At 68.9% G+C, this 21,428-nt stretch carries 17 protein-coding genes; 5 read left to right on the top strand and 12 right to left on the bottom strand.

The window, feature by feature from the left end; translation table 11 throughout:
- Positions 1-48: 48 nt before the first annotated feature.
- The 3 genes from ACTJJ4_RS16430 to ACTJJ4_RS16420 form a co-directional block, all read right to left on the bottom strand.
- Entirely contained in the window at positions 49-4,932 is a 4,884-nt protein-coding gene (locus tag ACTJJ4_RS16430; RefSeq protein ID WP_440944297.1) for a lamin tail domain-containing protein, read from the bottom strand.
- 144 nt (positions 4,933-5,076) lie between these two features.
- Entirely contained in the window at positions 5,077-5,613 is a 537-nt protein-coding gene (locus tag ACTJJ4_RS16425) for an AAA family ATPase (RefSeq protein WP_440944296.1), read from the bottom strand.
- 31 nt (positions 5,614-5,644) lie between these two features.
- The gene (locus ACTJJ4_RS16420; protein ID WP_440944295.1) at positions 5,645-5,941 is read right to left on the bottom strand and encodes a hypothetical protein; all 297 of its coding nucleotides are present in this window, start codon (positions 5,939-5,941) and stop codon (positions 5,645-5,647) included.
- A gap of 49 nt (positions 5,942-5,990) precedes the next feature.
- Between ACTJJ4_RS16420 and ACTJJ4_RS16415 the strand changes: the two genes are divergently transcribed.
- Complete coding sequence (locus ACTJJ4_RS16415; RefSeq protein WP_440944294.1) at positions 5,991-7,766, top strand: alkaline phosphatase family protein; 1,776 nt, start codon at positions 5,991-5,993, stop codon at positions 7,764-7,766.
- Between the two features lie 126 nt (positions 7,767-7,892).
- Here the strand turns inward: ACTJJ4_RS16415 and ACTJJ4_RS16410 are convergent, their stop codons facing one another.
- The 3 genes from ACTJJ4_RS16410 to ACTJJ4_RS16400 all read right to left on the bottom strand — a co-directional run bounded on the left by ACTJJ4_RS16410 (position 7,893) and on the right by ACTJJ4_RS16400 (position 11,224).
- Positions 7,893-8,951: an LLM class flavin-dependent oxidoreductase gene (locus tag ACTJJ4_RS16410; RefSeq protein ID WP_440944293.1), complete on the bottom strand. Its 1,059-nt coding sequence runs from the start codon at positions 8,949-8,951 to the stop codon at positions 7,893-7,895.
- A gap of 45 nt (positions 8,952-8,996) precedes the next feature.
- The gene (locus tag ACTJJ4_RS16405) at positions 8,997-9,587 is read right to left on the bottom strand and encodes a hypothetical protein (protein WP_440944292.1); all 591 of its coding nucleotides are present in this window, start codon (positions 9,585-9,587) and stop codon (positions 8,997-8,999) included.
- 110 nt (positions 9,588-9,697) lie between these two features.
- Positions 9,698-11,224 (bottom strand): class I SAM-dependent methyltransferase, encoded by a 1,527-nt coding sequence (locus ACTJJ4_RS16400; RefSeq protein ID WP_440944291.1) that lies wholly within the window; start codon positions 11,222-11,224, stop codon positions 9,698-9,700.
- Between the two features lie 88 nt (positions 11,225-11,312).
- Here ACTJJ4_RS16400 and ACTJJ4_RS16395 point away from each other — a divergent pair, with 88 nt between their 5' ends.
- The 4 genes from ACTJJ4_RS16395 (at position 11,313) to trxA (ending at position 16,552) form a co-directional block, all read left to right on the top strand.
- Complete coding sequence (locus ACTJJ4_RS16395) at positions 11,313-13,445, top strand: DUF6049 family protein (protein ID WP_440944290.1); 2,133 nt, start codon at positions 11,313-11,315, stop codon at positions 13,443-13,445.
- Positions 13,442-15,064 carry a murein biosynthesis integral membrane protein MurJ gene (gene murJ / locus ACTJJ4_RS16390; RefSeq protein WP_440944289.1) on the top strand — a complete coding sequence of 541 codons (1,623 nt, stop codon included), beginning with the start codon at positions 13,442-13,444 and terminating at the stop codon, positions 15,062-15,064. Before ACTJJ4_RS16395 ends, murJ begins: the two co-directional genes overlap by 4 nt.
- 127 nt (positions 15,065-15,191) lie before the next feature.
- Positions 15,192-16,148 (top strand): thioredoxin-disulfide reductase, encoded by a 957-nt coding sequence (gene trxB, locus ACTJJ4_RS16385; RefSeq protein WP_440944288.1) that lies wholly within the window; start codon positions 15,192-15,194, stop codon positions 16,146-16,148.
- 80 nt (positions 16,149-16,228) lie between these two features.
- Complete coding sequence (gene trxA, locus ACTJJ4_RS16380) at positions 16,229-16,552, top strand: thioredoxin (RefSeq protein WP_285630841.1); 324 nt, start codon at positions 16,229-16,231, stop codon at positions 16,550-16,552.
- 42 nt (positions 16,553-16,594) lie between these two features.
- Here the strand turns inward: trxA and ACTJJ4_RS16375 are convergent, their stop codons facing one another.
- The 6 genes from ACTJJ4_RS16375 to ACTJJ4_RS16350 form a co-directional block, all read right to left on the bottom strand.
- Positions 16,595-17,149 carry a GrpB family protein gene (locus ACTJJ4_RS16375; protein ID WP_440944287.1) on the bottom strand — a complete coding sequence of 185 codons (555 nt, stop codon included), beginning with the start codon at positions 17,147-17,149 and terminating at the stop codon, positions 16,595-16,597.
- 60 nt (positions 17,150-17,209) lie between these two features.
- A complete protein-coding gene (locus ACTJJ4_RS16370) occupies positions 17,210-17,542 on the bottom strand; it encodes a tryptophan synthase subunit alpha (protein WP_292697289.1) in 333 nt (110 codons plus the stop codon).
- 69 nt (positions 17,543-17,611) lie between these two features.
- Positions 17,612-18,688, bottom strand: coding sequence for a ParB/Srx family N-terminal domain-containing protein (locus tag ACTJJ4_RS16365; RefSeq protein WP_440944286.1), 1,077 nt, complete (start codon positions 18,686-18,688; stop codon positions 17,612-17,614).
- Between the two features lie 265 nt (positions 18,689-18,953).
- A complete protein-coding gene (locus ACTJJ4_RS16360; RefSeq protein WP_440944285.1) occupies positions 18,954-19,922 on the bottom strand; it encodes a ParB/RepB/Spo0J family partition protein in 969 nt (322 codons plus the stop codon).
- Positions 19,922-20,803, bottom strand: coding sequence for a ParA family protein (locus ACTJJ4_RS16355; RefSeq protein WP_440944284.1), 882 nt, complete (start codon positions 20,801-20,803; stop codon positions 19,922-19,924). The genes ACTJJ4_RS16360 and ACTJJ4_RS16355 overlap by 1 nt, the downstream gene beginning before the upstream one ends.
- Positions 20,804-21,015: 212 nt before the next feature.
- On the bottom strand, positions 21,016-21,318 hold the full coding sequence (locus ACTJJ4_RS16350; RefSeq protein ID WP_440944283.1) for a GIY-YIG nuclease family protein: 303 nt from the start codon (positions 21,316-21,318) through the stop codon (positions 21,016-21,018).
- Positions 21,319-21,428: the final 110 nt, after the last annotated feature.

Here is a 21,428-nt window from a genome sequence, read left to right as displayed (position 1 = left end):
GGGGTGGTTTTTGCGGATCGGCTCGCAGCACCCGCCCCGGTCAACGGATCAGGCGTCTCGGCGGCCGCGGCGGAGCAGGATGCCGCCGACGGTCACCGCCAGCAGGGCGCCGGCCGCGAGCCCGATCGGCCACAGTGCGGAGCCGCCGGTGGTCGCCAGGTCGCCCGGGCGGGTGGCACCGGGACGGCCGTTGCCCTGCCCGCCGCCGCCTCCGGCGTTGCCGCCCTGACCGGGTCCGGTGCCGCCGTTCCCGCCACCGGGGGTGTTCCCGCCCTCACCCGGATCGGTCGGGCCGGTCGAGGCTCCGGTCGCCGTGAAGGTGCGCACCTCGGTGTACTCCACGCCGCCGTACGGACCCGTCGTGCGCACGTACCAGCCGCGCTTCGCCGGCGCCGCGGCAGCCAGCCGCGCCCGAGCGGATGCCTGCGCAGGCGCTGCGCCCGAGGTCAGCTCCTTCCAGGTGACCGAGGTCTTCTCGCCGCTCACGACATCCTGCACGCAGCCGATCCGGTTCGCGGTGAGCACGTCGGCGCGGAACGAGTCGGTCGACAGGGTCTTCTGCACCGGCCTGATGCCCCCGGCGGCGTAGGGGATCTCGAACTCCTGCATCCCCGCTGGGCTGTTCAGCGACGCCTCGTCGGAGTCGAAGTCGTCCAGCGAGGGCGAGTAGGTGCGCACGATGATGCGACCGTTCAGGTTGTCGAAGTGCAGCAGGCGCAGGTAGCCCTGTCCGCCCTCCGGCAGCGCCTGGTAGTCGAACAGCATCGAGGTCACGGTGCGGTCGGCGACGCCGTCGCCGTCGTCGTCGAACTCGTCCAGTCGCGTGTAGGCGTCGTGGTAGTGGCCGGATCCGACGGCGATGACGTTGGAGTTGGGTGCCACGACCTCGTCGTAGATCCGCTGCGGGAACGGCCCGAGACCGCCGGTGGTGAGCATGAACTCGTGCAGGTTGATCATCACCTTGCGCTCCGGGTACTGCCGGATCACCGAGTTCATCCAGGCGATGTCCTCGGAGTTCGACGCGGTGTCGTTGGGGTCGGGCCAGCCCATGTACAGCATGAGCAGGTCGACGCCCTCGGCGCTCACCAGGTCGAAGTGACCGCGGTTGTCCTTGTACGAGCCGCCGTACCAGGGGTTCCGCGCGAAGCGGTTCTCACCGAAGTACGAGCTGTACGGGCCGTAGTTCCCCTCGAAGTGACCGACGTCGTGGTTGCCTGCCAGCACGCCGTACGGCACGCCCGCCTCATCCAGCATCCGGTACGCGTCGTCGGCGTTGCGCCACTGGTAGTCCTGATCCTGGTTGTCGACGATGTCGCCGGTGTGGACCACGTACTGCAGGTTCAGCTCGTCGCGACGGTCGATCAGGAACCGGTTGATGTTCACCTGGTGCCGGTACCAGGCATCCGTCCCGCCGGTCCCGGCGCGCTTGCCCTCGTTGCTGTTGTAGTACTGCGTGTCCGACTCCCAGGCCAGCGTGAAGTCGTACTGGTCGCGCGGCGTGGCGCCGGGGCTGTACGGCGTCGTCTGCGAATCGCGCCCGCTGCGGCCGGTCGCCGCCCAGCCCTCGGAGTGCTGCACGAGGAAGGTGACCTTCCCGTCCTTGGCATTGCCGGTGACGGGGACCTGCGCATCGAGCGTGAACGACGTGGGGGCGCCGGCGGTGGTGACGTACCGGTCGACCTCGTTCCAGTCGCCCTTCGCGGTCTGCACGTACAGCAGCACCTTGGCTTCGGCGTTCGCGGAACCCTCCCAGGCCACGCGCACGTCGGAGCCGTCCTTCGCGTTCGCCGGGACCTCGACCGTGAACAGCTGGTACGGCAGCGCCGTCCCCGAGGTCTCAGCGACCTCGATGCCGTCCATCCGCGTGATCCGGGCCAGTTCGTCGGCGCTCAGGGCCCTGGCGTCGCCGCGGTCGGTGGACCGGCTGTCGGTCGTGGTGCCGGAGGCGACGTGCACCTGGGCATCCGTCGGCACGAAGCGGTACCCCTCTGCGAAGCAGAGCTCCAGCCGATCGTCGACGTTCGAGCCGGGGCTCGCGACGAGCTCCACCTGGTCGGCGTCGATCTTCGCGCCGTCGTCCGGGCTGATCAGCGTGGTGTGCGGCTTCTCGTCGGCCGTCGAGAACGCGACGGTGCTGGTGGAGATGTTGCCGACCCGGTCGCTCGCCGTGATGACCGCGGTGTGGTCGCCGGGGGTCAGCGTGAGCGAGGACGTCTGCAGCGGGAGGGTGATGTCCTGCTCGTCCAGCGTCGCGCTGACGCTCTTGAAGCCCGACCCCTCATCGGTGACGGAGGCGTCGATCGTGAAGTCGCCGCGGTACTGGCTGCCGTCGGTGACGGTGCTCTCGATGCGGGGGGCGGTGTTGTCGACGATCACGGTGCGCGTCGCCGTGCGATCGCCCTCGGATGCCGTGATCACGTGCTCGCCGTCGGCGACCGCCGTGGTGTCCCAGGTGGTGGACACCGAGTCGAACGCATCGTCCGGGAGTGTGAAGGTGAAGAGGATGTAGACGAGGTTGGCGTCGCTGAGGGCGATCCGCTCCGCGGCATCCGCCGGGCAGGCCCGCTCGACGAGCTCCTTGCCCTCACCCGCACCCGCGCACGTGGTCGGGCGCAGCACGCGGCCGTCCGGCAGTGCCAGGCGCGGGTTCATCATCGTGAAGTCGTCGTTGTTCTCGTCGAGGTTCGGCTCGGGCCAGGCCTTGGTGCCGGCGTACACGCCGAGCGTGAGCTTCTCCCCGCGCACGACCTCCTCGACCGGGACATCGGCGTCGACCGTCACGATGCGGTCGTAGTAGCCCTCGTCGAAGATCTTCAGCACGTTGTCGCCGAGCTTGATCCCGTTGCGGAAGAAGGAGTCCGTGCCGGTCGCGTCGATCGCGAACTTCGGCGCCCTCTCCAGGGACGGGACCGTCTCGCCTACGGGCTCTCCGTCGATGCCGACCCGCAGCGCGCCGGGGTCGCCGTCGGTGGTGCCGACGAGCGGGGTCTGCGCGTTGACGAACTGACCGTCGGCGACGTTGAGGCGAACGGGGTCGACGGGCGAGTCGTCCAGTGCGATGCGCACGGGGCCGAGGGTGGTGAGTTGGCTGCCGTCGCCCGCGGTGACCGTGTACTCGATCCAGCGCTTTCCGTAGACGTCGACCGCGGGGATCGCGTACTGGTACCGGTCGCCGGATCCGAAGGTCAGGTCGCGCACATCGGTCGCACCCAGGCTGTCCTTCAGGGTGAGAGTCACCCGACGCACGAGGACGTCGTCGGTGATGTCGAAGCCGAGCTCGACGTTCCCGGAGTCGGGCAGCTCGGATCCGCCGGTCAGGTCGACGATCTTCGGTGCGGAGCCGGGCGCCGGGTAGGCGACGGATGTCGGGGCGACCTGCGCCTCGGTGACCGTGCCGGGTGTGGGCGCGGCCAGGCCGAGCATGGTCTGCGTGACGCCGGACGGGTCGGCGGGCTTCCACGCGGCGGCGGGGTCGCCAGGGTTCCAGGCGTACTGGATGGCCGTGCTGGACGTGGTCTGGGCGTCATCGAAGTAGAAGGCGCGGGAGATCACGTGCCCCGACTTCGTCATCAGCTGCAGGCCGCGGGATCCGCCGTTGGCCATGCCTCCGGACTGGATCGTCAGGATGCTCTCGCCGAGCGTCAGGTCGCTGCCGAGCGCGGTGTTGAAGTCGGCGACGGTGAGACCGGCCGACACGACCGCCGGGTTCTGGATCCACAGCACCAGCGTCGCGCCGGGTTCGATCGTCGGCTCACCGGGACCGGCGGGCCACAGGGTGGACGAGAGCGCCTTCGGGTCCGTGAGGTCGTTGTCGGTGCTGAGATAGCTCAGCACGTAATCGCCGAAGTCGATCGGCGCATCGGAGGCGTTGTAGAGCTCGATGTACTCGTAGGCGTCGGATCCGGCCACGTTCGCGGTGTCGGGGGCGACCTCGGTGATCTGCAGCAGCGGCCCTACGGATGAGGGGTCGGTCGGCTTGATCAGCCGGCTGGTCACCTGCTCGGTCGTGATGACGCCGGGGGTGGGCGCCGCGGTCGCCCCGGTCACGTCGTGCGCGAGGATGCGGGCATCGACGCTGTCGGTCCGGTCCGGAACGCCGAACTGGGCGTTCCACGGCGTGGAGCCGTCGCCGTCGTCGGCGGGCACCCAGGCCCGCATGAGCGTCGCACCACCGGCATCCGTGATGCTGAAGCCGCGGTTGCCGCTGTTGGCGAAGCCGCCCTGCGGGCCGAAGCGGATGATCGGCACGTCGGGGTCCTGCATGCCGTAGAAGGCGCGGAACTGGTCCTTGGTCAGGCTGCGGCGCGCGTCTCCCTCGGCGTAGTTCATCCAGAGCACGGCCACGCCGCCGGCGGGGATGATGGCCGGCGCGTCGTCCTCGCCGTCGAGGTGGATGAGCGGCTGCACGGTGCCGGTGTTCCACTGCGACGTGTGGTACCGGAAGCCCATCCCGGCGGCGTCGAGGTCGATGGGCTGATCGGTGGTGTTGACGACCTCGAGGAACTCGTAGGTGTCGGCGCCGTCGTTGTCGCCGTTGATCTCGGAGATCGCGAGCGGCCAGTGCGCACCGGCGTTGCCGGAGGTGCCGGCGATCCGGGCGATCGCGGCATCGGGATCCGGCGTCTCCTGCGGCGTCTGCTCGGGGGCCGGCGTCTCGGCCGGCGACGTCTCCCCGGGCGTGGGAATGCCGGTGGGGGCGGGCTCCGGGTCCTGTGTCGGCTGCGGCGTCGGGGCATCCGGCGTCTCGGTGGGAGTCGGCGTCTCGGTGGGCGCCGGGGTCTCCGTCACGCCCGGCGTCGGGGCCGGCGTCGAGACGGCGTCCTGGGCGAACGCGGGCGAGGCTGCGAGCGGCAGTGCGGACGTGCACAGCACTGCGGTGATCACCGCGGCGACCGCGCCCGCGCCGATCCTTCTCAGGGGCGTATGGGGCATGACGGGAGAACCTGTTCCGTTGGGGGATGACGGCAGAGGAGCCGTCCCCTTTATAGGGATCTCAGGTGGCTCACAGGTTGCGGGATGAGGACCAACGCTCGTCCCAGGTGAACGTCTGCGGAAGACGGGGAGACGTGCGGCGTGTCACCGGATCGAGTGCTCGAGGAGCGCGAGCCGGGTGCGCGGATCTCCGGTGATCTCGATCGCCTCGACGTCCGCCCCGACGAGGTCGGGATCGTCGAGCAGCTCCAGCAGGACGTCGTTCATCGCATCGCGCAGTTCGGGATGCTCCTCCGCGCCGATGCGGATACCGTCGCCGGCGCTCAGCGGCAGCACCACGAGCAAGTCGACCCGCCTCATGGCATCCGCGGACATCGCGTAGGCGCGCTCGATCAGACGCTCATCAGCTGCAGTGCCCGACAGCTCGGCGAGCGCGAGGACGTACGCCAGGAAGTCGATCGGCCCGCGCTCCGCGATCAGATCGGCCGCGGTCTCCTCGCGCAGCCGTTCCGCGGTGATCCGCAGCTGCGCGATGAACATGGCCGCCCCGGGCGAATCGGATGCCTCGTCCAGGGAGTCGAACGGGTCGGCGAGCACGGTGTATCCCGGATGCCTCAGCGCGAAGTCCGAGATCAGCGTGCTCTTGCCACTGGCATGGGTGCCGCTGACGACGATGCGCATGCGGCGAGTGTATCCGCGCGTCGCGGGCGGCTCACCAGATCGAACCGGCCTCGCCGCGCGCCTGCGCGAGCGCCTGCTGCCTGGCCTTGATCATGCGCATCAGCAGGCCGGTCAGCACCATGCCGCTCAGCACGGCGATGCCGAGCAGGATGAGGACGCCGATCTCGACGTCGACGAGCTTCAGCACGAAGATCGCGATCACCGCAATGGCGAGCACGGCGGCTTCGGTGATCGCGAAGCGCGTGAACAGGCGCGCCTGACGCTTCTGGAAGTCGGTGTTCACCCGGGCCTCCCGGCCCGTGATCGAGGTGTCGTTGTCAGCATCCATGCCCAGAAGCATCCCATGGGGCCGGACGGGTGGAGCCTAAGCTCGCAGCATGGATGACTCCGAACAGGCCGGCGTCGGCGGATCCGCCAACAGGCCGGAGGATGCGCCCTCGAAGCGGACCACGCGTCGCGGGTTCCTGAAGTTGGGCGGCGCGACGCTCGCCGGGGCGGCCGTCGGCGGCACCGCAGGAGCCGCGATCACCGCTTCCGTGATGAGCCGAGACGAACGCTTCGAGACCGACCCGGAGTACGCCGCCCTCGCGCCGCGGCACGCACCCGGGTTCGATCACATCGTGGTGCTGATGGGCGAGAACCGATCCTTCGACAACCTGCTCGGCTACCTGTACACGAAGGACGATCTCCCGGCCGGTGAGACCTTCGCGGGCCTCGCCTTCGGCGAGCACGCCAACACCGCGCCGGACGGCACGCGCATCCCGGCGCACGTGTACACCGGTGAGACCGACCGGATCATGAGCTTTCCCGACCCCGACCCGGGCGAGGAGTACCCGCACGTCAACACGCAGCTGTTCGGCCGCTTCGACCCTCCCGAGAACGCCCGCCTGCAGGCATCCACGATGAGACCGCCGTTCAATGCCCCCGAGCCGGGCGCCGAGCCCACCATGGACGGATTCGTCGCCGACTACGCCGCGCACGTCGGCAAGCTCGCGGGCGACAGGCAGGTCTCGTCCGAGGAAGTCGCCCGGATCATGGGGTCGTTCTCTCCGGACATGCTTCCTGTGGTCTCCACACTCGCCCGCGAGTTCGCGGTGTTCGACCACTGGTTCGCGGGTGTGCCCTCCCAGACCTTCTGCAATCGCTCCTTCTTCCACGCGTCGACCTCGCACGGGTTCGTCACGAACCACTTCACGGGCGGGTTCGAGAAGTGGTTGAACGCCGATCCGAGCCCGACGATCTTCAACCGTCTGGAGGATGCCGGGAAGTCGTGGCGCATCTACTTCGACAAGCTGCAGCTGGTGTCGTTCACGGGTTTCCTGCATGCGCCGGTGCTGGAGAAGTTCTGGAGGACGAACCGCTTCGGCACGATGGAGGACTTCTACGCCGATGCCGCGGCAGGCAGGCTCCCGGCGTACGCGTTCATCGAACCGCGGATGATCTACAACCACAACGACTTCCATCCGCCGTTCGGTGCGCTGAGCGAGAGCACCGTGGACGGCACCAGCTTCGTCGACAGCGCGCAGTCCGATGTGCGCGCGGGAGACGCTCTCGTGCACGACGTGTATACGGCGATCCGCCGCAGTGCGTCGCCGAAGGGGTCGAATGCGGTCAACACCCTGCTGCTGATCACCTTCGACGAGCACGGCGGATGTTACGACCACATCCCCCCGCCTGCGGCAACGCCGCCCGACGGCACGGAAGCGGGCGAGATGGGGTTCGGCTTCGACCGGCTCGGATGCCGGGTGCCGGCGATCGCAGTGTCGGCGTACACCGCCCGGAACACGATCGTCCACGAGGAGATGCATCACGGCTCGGTGATCGCCACCCTCAACCGGCTGCACGGCCTCGAGCCACTGACGGACCGCGACGCCGGAGCGAACGACCTGCTGTCAGTCGTGAACCTCCGCAAGCCACGGCATCCGGCGGACTGGCCGGACACCACCCCGGCGTTCACCCCGCCGAATCCGGAGGCGACGCCCGTGCACCCCGCGCACGCCAACAGGGACAAGCCGCTCACTCCCCCGGCGCGGGGCGTACTCGGGCTGTTGCTGGCCAAGTCCGGGCTGCCGCCCGAGCGCATGCCGAAGACCTTCGCCGACGCCTACGAGCTGCTCGATGAGAAGGGCAAGGGGCTCTTCGGGCCGCCGTGAGCGACGCCCCGCCGCCCCGCTTCTGAAGGACCTTCGACGTTCTGAAGGATGCTGACGGCCGCAGCATCCTTCAGAAGCGGATTCGTCCTTCAGAGACGTGGGTCGCTGCGCGCTCCGGAGCGATGCTCAGGCGATCGGATCGCCCTGCACGGGTCCCTCGGTGTTCGGCTTCCAGCCCAGGGCGGGCGCGACGTGCTCGGCGAAGGCCTGCAGCACGTGCAGGTTGTACTCCGGGCCGAGCTGGTTCGGGATGGTGAGCATGAGCGTGTCCGCGGCCATCACCGCCTCGTCGGCCTTGAGCTGCTCGATCAGCACGTCCGGCTCGGCCGCGTAGGTCTTGCCGAACGTGGAGCGCATGCCGTCGATGATGCCGATCTGGTCGTCCGACTCCTCCGACCGCAGCCCGAAGTAGGCGCGGTCCCTGTCGCTGACCAGCGGGAAGACGCTGCGGCTGACCGAGACGCGGGGGCTGCCGGTGTGCCCGGCCTCCTTGTATGCAGCGCGGAAGAGGTCGATCTGCTCGCGCTGCAGCTCGTGGAACGGCTGGCCGGTCGCCTCGGTGAGCAGCGTGGAGCTCATCATGTTCAGTCCCATGCGTCCGGTGGTCTCGGCCGTCGCGCGGGAACCGGCGCCCCACCAGATGTGGTCGCGCAGGGTGGGCGAATGAGGCTCGATCGCCAGGTAGTGGCCGGCACCGACCATGCGCGGGTCGCCGGGGGCGATCAGCTCGCCGTCGATCGCGCGCAGGAACAGCTCGAACTTCTCGCGGGCCATCACACTGCCGCGCTCCGGGTCCTCCGGGTCGTGGAACCCGAACACCTCGTATCCGCGCATGGCGGTCTCGGGTGACCCGCGGCTCACGCCGAGTGCGATGCGGCCGTCGGCGATGTAGTCGAGCGCCGCAGCCTCCTCGGCGAACTGGAACGGGTTCTCGTACCGCATGTCGATCACGCCCGTGCCGACCTCGATGCGCTTGGTGCGCGCGGCCATGGCGGTGAGCAGGGGGATCGGGGATGCCGCCTGCCGGGCCCAGTGGTGCACGCGCACGTATGCGCCGTTCACACCGATCTCGTCGGCGCCCTCGGCGATCTCGATGGTCTGCTTGAGCATGTCGCCCGCGGTGCGCGTGACGGAGCCGGGCACGTCTGCGTAGTGCCCGAAGGAGAGGAACCCGAAAGCCTTCATGCTGCATGCAACCGCATATATCCTGCGGCTATTCCGTGTGCCGGGTCATCGTCGGTACATCGGGACGCTGTCGATGTACTGCGTGTCCTGCTGATGATTGGGCAGGATGATGAGCCGCTCTTTCTTCATGTCATGGGCGACCACCGTGTCGGCACGGCACGAGGTGAAGCCGCTCAGCCTGCCCTCCTCGGCGAACCTGGCGCAGTCCCACTTCAGGCCCTCGGGGAAGTACCTCAGGAACATCGACGCCGCCATGGTGCAGGTGTCCGCGCTCAGGTCAGGGGAGAGGCAGATCGAGAAGTCCGTCGCCCCCTTCACCGTGTAGGACGGGTCCGCCGACTGCAGGAAGGCCTGCGGATGCTCCGCGAGCAGCTCGCTCGCGCTGAAGCACACGCTGCCGTCGTCGGCGCACCACTTCCCCTGCAGTTCGTCGGGGAATCCGTCCACCACGGGCGCTGTCGAGGTCGGGGCGGCGCTCGGCGCCGGCGAGGTCCGGGACGGCGCCGCGGTTCCGGTGCTCTCGGATGCCGGTGCGCCCGGCGTGCACGCGGTGCCGCCCAGCATGATCATCGCGGCGACGACACCGGCGACGATCGGACGCCACTTCCCGCCGCGGCGAACGGAATTCAGCTTCATGACGCCCCCTGTCACGCGTGCGAGAACTCGCGAGCATCCAGAATATCGGCCGGAAGTCGCCGATCACAGGGCGAACCGGACGTGGTGCCCGTGATTCCCGGGGGCACGGGTCAGGAGGCTTCGGGCGCGGGCAGCAGCAGTCCGTCCTCGACCAGGCGGCGGATGCGGGGTTCGAGGTCGGCCCAGAGATCTGCGAGGGGCACTTCGAAGATGTCGGCCAGCGCCTGCACGATCTGCATCACGGTGAGATCGCCGTCGCAGGCGCCGACGAAGCCCGCGAGCGCCGGGTCGACGCTGATCGTGCGGGCGAATCCGCCGCCCTGCCGCAGCTCGATCACACTCGGATCGTCGTTGCCCGGCATGTGGTGGCGAGCCTCGGTGACGTCGGATGCCACGACCAGGCGATCCGGGATGCCGTCGGCGAGCACGTCATGCGCGGCGAGACCCGCGCCCAGAGCCCGGCCCAGGTTCGAGACCGGTTGCGTGACGGTCTCGAAGCGGCGGAGCGGCACGGCATCCGCACCCGCAGGACGCCGCACCAGGATGTAGCCGAATCCGATGGCGGTCACGCCGCGGGCCGCGAAGTCGTCGAGCCAGGCGGTGAGGAGCGGGGTGAACCCGGAATCGCGCGGCAGCGTCCCGCCGTCGCGGATCCACAGCTCGGCGTACGAGAGCGGGCTGAGCTGCTCGCGCTGGATCACCCAGGCATCCAGCTCCTCGCCGATCCAGGAGCGCACCCGGTCCAGGCCGTCCACGCCGTCGCGCGACTCCCAGTTGCCGAGCAGCTGCGCCACGCCACCCGGAGTGACGTGAGCGGGCGCGGTCTGCAGGAACTGCTGGACGAGCGCATCGCCGACCAGTCCGCCGTCGCGGTACTCGTACTCCGGCACCCCGGAGACGCGCGGGGTGATCACGAACGGCGGGTTGGAGACGATCAGGTCGAACGCCTCGCCCGCCACCGGCTCGAACATGCTGCCCAGGCGCAGCTCCACGTTGCGCACGCCGTTCAGCTGCGCGTTCAGCTCCGCATACGCCAGCGCTCGCGCCGAGATGTCGGTCGCGACCACGTGCTGCGCACGCCGCGACACCAGCAGCGCCTGGATGCCGCATCCGGTGCCCAGATCCAGCGCGCGCTCCACCGGCGCGGGAATGACGAGCTCAGCCAGCGTGCGGGATGCCCCGCCCACACCGAGCACATGGTCGGCGGGAAGCGAGGTGCCCAGGGCGATCTCGTCGAGGTCGCTCGCGATCCACCATTCACCGACCCCGTCGGCATCCACGAACGACTGCGGGCGGATGATCGCGAGCGGCCGCACATCGGCACCCTCGGCCACCGCCAGCCCCAGCGCCTCGAGGCCGTCGACGCCCACGCGCGGCACGGCCCATTCGACGGCGGCGTGAGGCTGCGGCATGCCGAGCACCCACAGCCTGCCCAGCGTCGCCAGCGGATCGTCGCGGCCTGCGATGGCGCGCAGGATCGGCTCGCGCAGTCCGCGCGCCAGCGCGTCATCCGCCTCCTCGCCCCACAGCGCTCGCAGGGGTTCGGAGCGGAAGTCGGCGGCGTCCAGATCGGCGGCGAGCGCCTGCGCGAGAACGAGGTCGGGGCGGGGGTGGGCACGATCCGGCACGGCCGTCACTCTACGCGCCTTCAGGGTTCACCGCGGCGCGCTGGCTAGAATCGGGGCGTCGCCTGCGCCGGTCTTCCGGCCCCGTCGACCCGACACCATGACCGCGAATTCCCCCCGCAACGGCTCCCGCCCGCGCGCGCGTAGGCTGCTGAGCCGACTCGCCGCGGTGCTCGTCGTCGCCGGGATCGCCTTGGGTGGCACCGCACCGGCATCCGCTGCCACCGGCGAGCCCAAGGCATCCGCCGATGACGTGGTCGAGCTGGGCGTCTCCACCGGCTCCGGGGCCCGGATGGAGCCGAACGGTCCCATGGTGAGCACGATCACGATCGCCAACAGCACCGACGACGCGCTGAGCGCCGGCTCTGTCGACCTCGAGGTCAACCCGACTCCCCTCGGAGACGCCGCGGCTCTGGACTCCTGGCTGGACGACGGCAGCGCCGCGGGCGACTTCCGCGCCGTGGCCACTGAGCCGTCGCCGCCCGTCGCGGCCGGCGAGAGCATCGACGTCAGCAGCGTCGCGGATGCCGCGGAGCTGGGCGCCCTGGCTCCCGGCGTCTACGCGGTGCGGGCGCGCCTCACCGGCGCGACCACGAACGATCCCGAGACCACGGCGTGGAACCTGACCGCGACGTCGGTGCTCGTCGTGGCCCCGGCGAGCACGCAGAGCGTCGGGATCATCGTGCCGATCACCGCCACGCCCGGCGACGACGTCCTGCTGAGCGCCGATGAGCTGGCGGCGCTCACCGCACCGAACGGGATGCTGACCGGTCAGCTGGACGCGGTCACCGACACCCCGGCGATCCTGGCCGTCGATCCCGCGATCCCGGCGGCGATCCGGATGCTGGGCACCAGCGCCCCGGCCTCCGCGACCGCCTGGCTGCAGCGGCTCGAGCGTCTCCCGAATGACAGGTTCGCGCTGCAGCTCGGCGACGCCGATCCCGCCACTCAGGCGCACGCCGGTCAGAAGTCGCTGCTCACGGCTCCGGACCTCGCACCGCTCCTGCAGACCACGGACTTCCCGGTCAGCACCCCAGCGCCGACCGCGCCGAGCACGGCCACCCCGACCCCGGTACTGCCCGACAACGATGCCCTGACGGCCGTCATGGGCTCGCAGTCCGGCATCCTGTGGCCACGAGGCGACCTCACCTCGACCGACCTCGCGACCTTCGACGGGTACCTGGGCGGCCCGGGGACCACGATCGTCCCGTCCTCCTCGTTCGAGGGGAACCCGGGCGCGCACGCGGCGGTGGACGGCCACAGCGTGCTGGTGACGGATGCTGCGGCCTCCGCCCGCCTGTCCACCGCCGTGACGAGCACCGACCCCATCGCGACGGACCGCGAGATCGCCGCCGCCGCCGGGCACCTCTTCTTCACGTCCCGCACCTCCCCGACCGTGCTCGTGGGCCTGGACCGCTCGCAGAAGCGCTCCCCCGTCGCACTGCGCGACGTGCTGAGCGCATTCGCGTCGCCCGGAGTGCGCCTCGCCGCGCTGCGCACCTCACCCCCGGCATCCGCCACTCTCCGGACGACGGCCGGAACCGTCCGCGCCGGCGCGCTCACCGCGATGCTGGCCGACGAGCAGCGGCTGCAGGCGTTCTCGTCGATCCTCGACGTGCCGGCGCTGATGCTGGTCCCCGAGCGGATCCGGATGCTCAGGACCATCGCGGTCGGCCTCTCCGACGCGGCATTCACGACCGCGACGACGGATCGCGCGAAGCACGTGCAGGACCTCCTGGGCGCGGTGAGCATCCAGCGCCCCAAGCCCGTGCAGCTGATCGCCGCATCCGCACCGCTGCCGGTGTGGGTGCGCAACGATCTGCCCTGGAACGTGAACGTCTCACTGCACAGCACGCCCTCCGATCCACGCCTGGACATCCAGGAGACCACCGAGATCGTGGCCGGTCGTGCCAGCAGCACGCGAGTGGACGTGCCCATCTCGGCCCGCGTCGCCAGCGGCGAGGTGCAGGTCGATTTCCGGCTCACCAGCCCCACGGGCGTCGCGATCGGTCCGGCCGAGACCGCCGACGTCACTCTGCGGGCCGACTGGGAGGCCATCGGGCTCGGCATCCTCGGCGGCGTCATCGGCCTGCTGCTCGTGTTCGGCCTGATCCGCACCGTGCGTCGCCGCCGGGCTCGGGCGAGCATCGACGGGACGGGCTCGGAAGAGCATCCGGCGGACGACGCCCGTGCCGACGAGGCACCCACCTCGCCGACGAAGGAGAACGAATGAGCAGTCTCGGCCGCGCCAGCGCGATCCTGGGGGCCGGCACGCTGATCTCGCGCGTCACCGGCCTGGTGCGCACGATCGTGCTGCTCGCCGCGATCGGCTCCGTCGGTCGCGCCAGCGACGCCTTCAGCACCGCGAACCAGCTGCCCAACAACGTCTTCACGATCATCCAGACCGGCATCCTGACCGCGGTCATCATCCCGCAGATCGTGAAGTCCGCCAGCCACAAGGACGGCGGACAGGCGTTCATCTCCAAGCTGTTCACGCTCGGTACCGTGGTCTTCCTCGCCGCGACCGGTGTGGCCATGGTGCTCGCGCCGTGGCTGGTGTTCATGTACTCGAGCCAGTTCACCCCCGACCAGCTGGCCCTCGGCACGGCGTTCGCGTACTGGTGCCTGCCGCAGATCTTCTTCTACGGTCTCTACGCGCTCATCGGCGAGACGCTCAACGCCAAGCGCGTGTTCGGCCCGTACACCTGGGCCCCGATCGCGAACAACGTCATCTCGATCATCGGCTTCATCGTCTTCATGATGCTGTTCGGCGACAACCGCAATCACGTCGAGATGTGGGATCCGACGATGATCGCCGTCATGGGCGGCACCGCCACCCTCGGCATCGCCGTGCAGGCGGCTCTGCTGCTTCTCGCCTGGCGCCGCACCGGGCTGCACCTGCGACCCGACTTCCGCTGGAAGGGCGTCGGACTCGGCGAGGTCGGCAAGCTCGCGAGCTGGACCTTCATGATGGTCATCGCCGGTCAGCTCGCCGGCCTGGCGCAGTCGAACATCGTCTCCCGGGCGTCGGGCGAGCACCCCGCGGGGACGATCATGATGGCCGCCTGGCTCGTGTTCATGCTCCCCTACTCGATCTTCGCGGTCTCGATCGGAACGCCCTACTTCACGCAGATCGCCGAGCACACGGCCGAGGACCGGCACGACCAGGTGCGCGGCGACGTCGCCCGCAGCATCCGCGCGATCAGCCTGTTCATCGTCATCTCCTCGGTGGCCCTGGCCGTGGCATCCGTGCCCGCGACGCGCATCTTCACCGAGAACGGCGCACAGGCCGAGCAGGCGGCGCCCGTGCTGATCTGCTACCTCGTCGGACTGCTCCCGCTGTCGCTGCTGTTCATCGTGCAGCGCACCTTCTACGCCTACGGCGACACCCGCACTCCGTTCTGGTTCACGATCATCCAGTGCTCGCTGATCGTCGTCTCGGCGCTGGTGGCTCCGCTGCTCGTCCCGCTCAGTCAGCTCGCCGCCGCGGTGGCGCTCGGCCAGTCCCTGGCAGGGCTCGTGCAGACGATCATCGCCGTGGTGCTGCTGCGCCGCCGTCTCGGCGGCCTGGAGCTCCCCCGCGTCGCGCTGTCGCTGGGCCGCTTCGTGCTGGCCGCCGCCCCTGCCGGCTTCGCCGGGTGGGGCGTCTACCTGCTGATCGGCGGTGCCGACGGATGGGCCGTGTCCGCGACCGGTATGACCGGCCGCTTGCTGGGGGCGATCGGCACCGGTGTCGTCGGCGGTGTGGCGTTCGCGGTCTACCTCGTCGTTCTCTTCGTGCTGCGCGCCCCGGAGCTCAGCGTGGTCTCCGGGCTGCTCAAGCGCTTCCTGCCGGCGCGCGCCTCGCGCTGATCGCCACGGCGCCTCCGCCGCTCCTGCCGCGCTCAGCGATGGGGAATGTCGCGCGGTTACCATGGGTTGAAGAGATCGTGGCGGTTTTCCCGCGTGTCACCGCGCGCCCGCCGACAGAGGAGAGCACATGCGTCAGGTCATCATCATCGGCTCGGGTCCGGCCGGGTTCAGCGCCGCCATCTACGCGGCGCGCGCCAACCTGGAGCCGCTGCTGATCGCCAGCTCCGTCGAGGTGGGCGGCGAACTGACCAAGACCACCGACGTCGAGAACTTCCCGGGCTTCCCGGAGGGCATCCAGGGCCCCGACCTCATGGTCAAGCTGCAGGAGCAGGCGGAGAAGTTCGGCACCGAGGTGCTCTACGACGACGTCGTCTCGCTCGAGCTCGACGGCCCGGTCAAGAAGGTCACCCTGGGCACGGGCGCCGTGCACGAGGCATCCGCCGTCATCTATGCGACCGGATCCGCCTACCGCAAGCTCGGCATCGAGGGCGAGGAGCGCCTCTCCGGTCACGGTGTGTCCTGGTGCGCCACGTGCGACGGATTCTTCTTCCGCGAGAAGGCGATCGCCGTCGTCGGCGGCGGCGACTCCGCCATGGAAGAGGCCACCTTCCTGACGCGCTTCGCGTCGAAGGTGTACGTCATCCACCGCAAGGACACGCTGCGCGCCTCGAAGATCATGCAGGAGCGCGCGTTCGCGAACGACAAGATCGAGTTCATCTGGAACAGCGAGGTCGCCGAGATCCTCGGCGAGTTCGAGACGACCGGCGTGCGCCTGCGCTCCACCGTCGACGGGACGCTCAGCGAGCTGGACCTGCAGGGCGTGTTCGTCGCGATCGGCAACGACCCGCGCACCCACCTCGTCCACGACAAGCTCGAGCTCACTCCGGAGGGCACCATCTGGGTCGACGGCCGCTCGTCGCGCACCTCGGTGCCCGGAGTGTTCGCGGCGGGAGACGTGATCGACCCCACCTACCGTCAGGCCGCGACCGCCGCCGGTTCGGGTGTCGTGGCCGCTCTGGACGTGGAGCACTTCCTCGCCGGCCTCGAAGACGCCTCTGTTCCGGCCGAAGCCGTCGCCGGCTGAGCATCCGGAACACTTTTCCCGCATCCGGTGTTGCATCGGGTGACATCCAAAATCATCGCCATCCAACTGCAGGGAGAATCATGACTGCCAAGGCAACCACCGAGGCGACCTGGGAGCAGGACGTGCTCCAGGCCGATGGCCCGGTCCTCGTCGACTTCTGGGCCGCGTGGTGCGGTCCGTGTCGCATGGTCGCGCCGGTGCTCGACGAGATCCAGGCCGAGCACCCCGAGAAGATCACCATCCTCAAGCTCAACGTCGACGAGAACCCCAACCTCGCGATGCAGTACCAGATCACCTCGATCCCCGCGATGAAGGTGTTCCAGGGCGGCGAGGTCAAGACCACGATCATCGGCGCCAAGCCGAAGTTCGCCCTCGAGCAGGATCTCGCCGCGTTCATCGGCTGATGCTTCCACCGGCTCAGCAGCCCATCTGCTGAAGTGAGCCCGTCACCCTTCGGGGTGGCGGGCTTCTTCGTGTCCGGATGTCTGCGTCCACTTGTCGTGGACGTTCACCGCGGGCAGACCACGGGCAGACCGCGCGCGGTCCATGATCTCCTGGATCACTGCGGTCTTCGCGTCGTTGTAGCTGCGTCGACTCGTGGCCCAGCGAGCAGCATCCTGTTTCGCCTGCTGATATCGGGCCGCGTCATCCGGGTGTATCCGGAGCCAGTCGCGCAGCACGCGCTGATGCGCGTTCTGCCACTGCTCCGACGTGAAGAAGTGGGCGATGCGGATGCGCACTCCGCCCTGTTCGAAGAGCATCACGCGGTGCGTCCGCACCCGGCTGCCCACACGCCAGCCGCCGCGCTCCAGCCCAGGACGGTGACGGTCGAAGTCGCCCTGATCCACGAGACGGACGGCGATGTCGATGACGGGCTTCGCCATCATCCCCGGGACGGCAGTCGACCCGATGTGCTCGATCGTCCACGTCGGGTCGCCCGCAGCACGCAACTCCGCAGCCGCGTCATCGAACTGACGCGACCAATCCGGGTCGTAGTCCACCAGCATTCAGCCTCCGGACACAGCGTAACCGGGGCCTGAGCGAGCACGAGCCTGCCGGTATCAGGAGGCGTCGGCGACCGTGGGGTCCCAGCGGCGGTGGCGCCGCTCCCCCAGCATCCCCCACACCGTCTTCGTCAGTTCCGGATACTCGAGTGCGATCTGGCGGAGCACCCGGTAATGACGCGCGGAGTTCGGCCGCACGCCGTCGTTCGCCTTGATGTTCTCGGCGCGCAGCAGGAAGACGACCAGCTCGTCGATGCTGGGCAGATCCTCCATGAACTCCCAGGGGTCCTCTCCCCCGCGCAGTCGCTCCTGGATGAGCACCGCGAGCTCATCCGATGCTTCGGCGCGCAGCACCTCGAGGCTCGCGCGGCGCGGGATGGACTCGGTCATGACTTCCAGCCTACGCACGAGAACGCGGCCGGAGGGCATCCGGCCGCGTTCTCGTGGACGCCGCGTGTGTCAGCGTGCGCCGACCGTCTCCGCACTCGTGATGCCGTGCAGCTGCTTGAACTCCAGCGCGTAGGCGAGCTTGCCGGGCTTGGCGTCCTCATAGGGCTTGGAGAGCTTGCCGAACTCTCCGCCCGTGGGCTTCTTGCCGTCGTTCCACTCCGTCAGGGCACCCAGCTCGGATGCGGTGAGGCCGTTCGCGACCACGGCATCCGGCGCGAGGGCGGTCTGCGCGCGAGTGAGGCGCTCCACCGTGTTCAGATAGCTGGCACGGTCGTCGCGGTTCCAGCCCGCGAGGTCGACCGCGCCGGAGGTGCGCACCCAGTCCGCCCAGTAGAACTCCTGGAACGGCACGGATCCGGCTGCGTAGCCGATGTCGCGACCGAAGTAGAGCAGGCTGCGCAGTTCGTCGTCCTCGAAGTTGTCGAGGCCGACCGAGGTCGGCAGCTGCTTGGGCGTGATCGCGACACCCTCAGCATCCTTCAGGTACGTCCAGCCGTTCTTCTGCATCGTGTCCCAGAACTGCTTCTGGCCCAGACCGGTGAGGTTGCCGAGCACGCGCAGACGCACATGCAGGTTCGGACCGCCGTCCGCCAGCTCGTAGAAGGACGTCAGAGTGTGGTGACCATCGGTGAGGTACAGCTTGCCGCCGGGCCCGATGACCACTGTCTTCATCGGTGCGATGCTCTCAGCGGTCTCCTGACCCACGGGGATCGTGCAGGTGAAGCTGGTGGGGTCGTCCAGGCGCGCGCTCGCGTCAGCGACCGCGGTCTCGCCCTGTCCGTTCGCCTCGCACCAGTCGTCGAACTTCTTGTTGATCTTGTCCTTGCCCAGCGTGTACCGGCCGAGCTTGTAGTAGACCTCGTCGTAGCCGAGGGAGGGCTGGGTGGGCAGGACGTCGCCGATGCGGACATCGAGCAGGTCACCAGGCTGCGCGCACATGTTGATCGCGGGGGTTCCCTTGGCGGGAGTCGGGCACTTCGGAGCTGCCTGCGCCGCAGGCGCAGCGAGCAGCGTCGCCGCGGTGAGCGTGACGATGGCTGCGACTCCAGCGGCGCGGCGCGTGGTCTTTCGGGAGTTGTCGGTCATGCGCCCACAGTGGCGGATCCCGGTGAACCCGCTGTGAACAAGGGGTGATCGACCTGCGATGTTTCACGTGAAACGGCGGGGCGGACGTTTCGTCCCGCTCCGCTCGCCGGACTCCCCGGTCATTGAGCGAGGAGCGCAGCGACGAGACGAAATGCCCACGCGCCGAGGCGGACGTTTCGTCTCGCTCCGCTCGCTCAACGACCGAGGCAACAAGAAGGGGCCCGCATTGTTTCACGTGAAACATTGCGGGCCCCTGGGACGGGTATCAGCGTGAGCCGTACTCCTGCTCGCCGAGCTCGCCGAGAATGCGATTCAGGTCCTGAATGGATGCGAATTCGATCTTGACCTGGCCCTTACGCGCTCCCAGCGCGATCTGGACACGGGTGTTCAACCGGTCTCCGAGCTTCGCGGAGACCTCGTCCAGGTAGGCGCGGCGCGCTCCCGCCTGCGGCTTCGACTTGCTGCCCGGCGCCGCGGGAAGGGCCTTCGCGGCCGCCTCCGTGGCGCGCACGGACAGGTCCTCGTTCACCACCTTGTCGGCCAGGCGCTGCATCCGCTCGGGGTCCTCCACCGAGAGGATCGCGCGCGCGTGACCAGCCGACAGCACACCGGCCGCGACGCGCTGCTGCACCGGAACCGGCAGGCGCAACAGACGGATCGTGTTGCTGATCTGCGGGCGGGAGCGACCGATCCGGGTGGCCAGTTCTTCCTGTGTGATGCCGAAGTCCTCGAGCAGCTGCTGGTAGGCGGATGCCTCTTCCAGGGGGTTCAGCTCTGACCTGTGCAGGTTCTCGAGCAGCGCGTCGCGCAGCAGGTCCTCGTCGGCGGTCTCGCGAACGATCGCGGGGATCTCGGTGAGGCCGGCCTCGCGCGCCGCGCGGGTACGGCGCTCCCCCATGATCAGTTCGTATTCGCCGTCGGCGTTCTTGCGCACGACGACAGGCTGCAGCACGCCGAACTCGCGCACGCTGTGCACGAGCTCCGCGAGGTGATCCTCGTCGAAGTGCGTGCGCGGCTGACGCGGGTTGGGCACGATGCTGTTGGGGTCCACCTGGATGAGGCGGATGCCGGGGATCTCCGGAAGGTCGGCCTCCGCCGCTGCGGGGGCCGGTTCAGCATCCGTCTTCGGCTTGGGAGCCCCGGGGAAGAACACGTCCACGGGGCGCTCGGCCTGATCCGCGGTGGGAATGAGGGCTCCGATCCCCCGACCGAGTCCGGTGCGCTTGGCGGCCATCAGTGCTCCTTGTTCTGCGAGGATCGTTCGCCTCGCTGTGCGATCTCGACTGCTGCTTCCCGGTAGGCGACGGCGCCGGCCGACGTCCCGTCATACGCGATCACGGTCTGACCGAAGCTCGGTGCCTCGGAGACGCGGACCGACCGTGGGATGACGGCGTCGAGGACCTGCTGCGGGAAGTGGTTGCGGACCTCGTCGGCGACCTGCTGCGACAGGCGCGTGCGCGCGTCGAACATCGTGAGCAGGATCGTGGAGAGGTGGAGTTCGGGGTTGAGGTGCTTCTGGATCATCTGGATGTTGCCGAGCAACTGACTCAGACCTTCCAGCGCGTAGTACTCGGCCTGAATCGGGATCAGAACCTCCGTCGCGGCCGTGAAGGCGTTGATCGTGAGCAGTCCCAGCGACGGCGGGCAGTCGATGATCACGACGTCCATGTGATTGTCGTCGAGATAGGTCTTCAGCGCGCGGCGCAGCCGGAACTCTCGTGCGACCTGCGAGACGAGTTCGATCTCGGCGCCGGCCAGGTGGATCGTACTGGGCGCGCAGAAGAGGTTCTCGGACTCCGGACTCGGCTGCACGATCTCCGCGAACGGCAGATCGTTGATCAGCACGTCGTAGATGCTCGAGGTGTCCGCCGTGTGCGGGATGCTGAGCGCCGTGGATGCGTTGCCCTGCGGATCGAGATCGATCACGAGGACCTTCGCTCCGAGTTCGGCGAGAGCGGATGCCAGGTTCACCGCCGACGTCGTCTTGCCGACGCCGCCCTTCTGGTTGGAGACCGTGAAGATGCGGGTCTCACCCGAGAAGGTGACATTGACCTCGCGCAGAGCCTTGCGGCGGCTGGACAGATCGGCGAGTTCCCGAGCGAGCGGGGTATCCATCCCGAAATCGTGGCTCGGCGATGCGTTGTCGGATGGTTTCACGTGAAACATCGACTCCTTTCGGGACCGTCTACCACTCTAATCGACGCCGCACACTCCACCCTTGCCGGTCGGCGTTTCGACTCGCTTCGCTCGCTCAACGACCGACGTATCTCCCCTGGTCATTGAGCGAGGAGCGCAGCGACGAGTCGAAATGCCCGTACCCTGCGCGCTCAACCCCTGGCCTTTCGTAGGGCACGCTCGCGCGTACTCCAGCCTTTGATCGCATCGAAGCCGCCCTCGATGAACGCCTGTCGCTTAGTGTGACTCCACCCTTGGATGCGCTTCTCCAACCCGAAAGCCTCATCGATTCGCTCGAACTCCGCGAACCAGACCAGATCCACGGGGAGTCTGGAGGACGTGTAGTCACTCCCCATTCCCTGCGCATGGGTCTCGAGACGGGTATCCAGATCGACAGTGCTGCCCGCATGGAACGTGCCGTCGGCGCATCTCAAGATGTAGGTGTATCCGGTCATTCGGCGACGGTAGCGCGTGCCCTCGACAGCGAAGAGTCTTGTCCCGGCGCCTGTGGATGTTTCACGTGAAACGTGCACGTGTGGAGAGCCGTGCGTTTCGACCGACCGCC

The sequence above is a fragment of the Microbacterium sp. 22195 genome (assembly GCF_052056515.1).
In the GTDB taxonomy this organism is placed as follows: Bacteria; Actinomycetota; Actinomycetes; order Actinomycetales; family Microbacteriaceae; genus Microbacterium.
The sequence above is the reverse complement of the archived record's forward strand: the minus strand, read 5'-3'. Positions and strand labels throughout refer to the sequence as shown.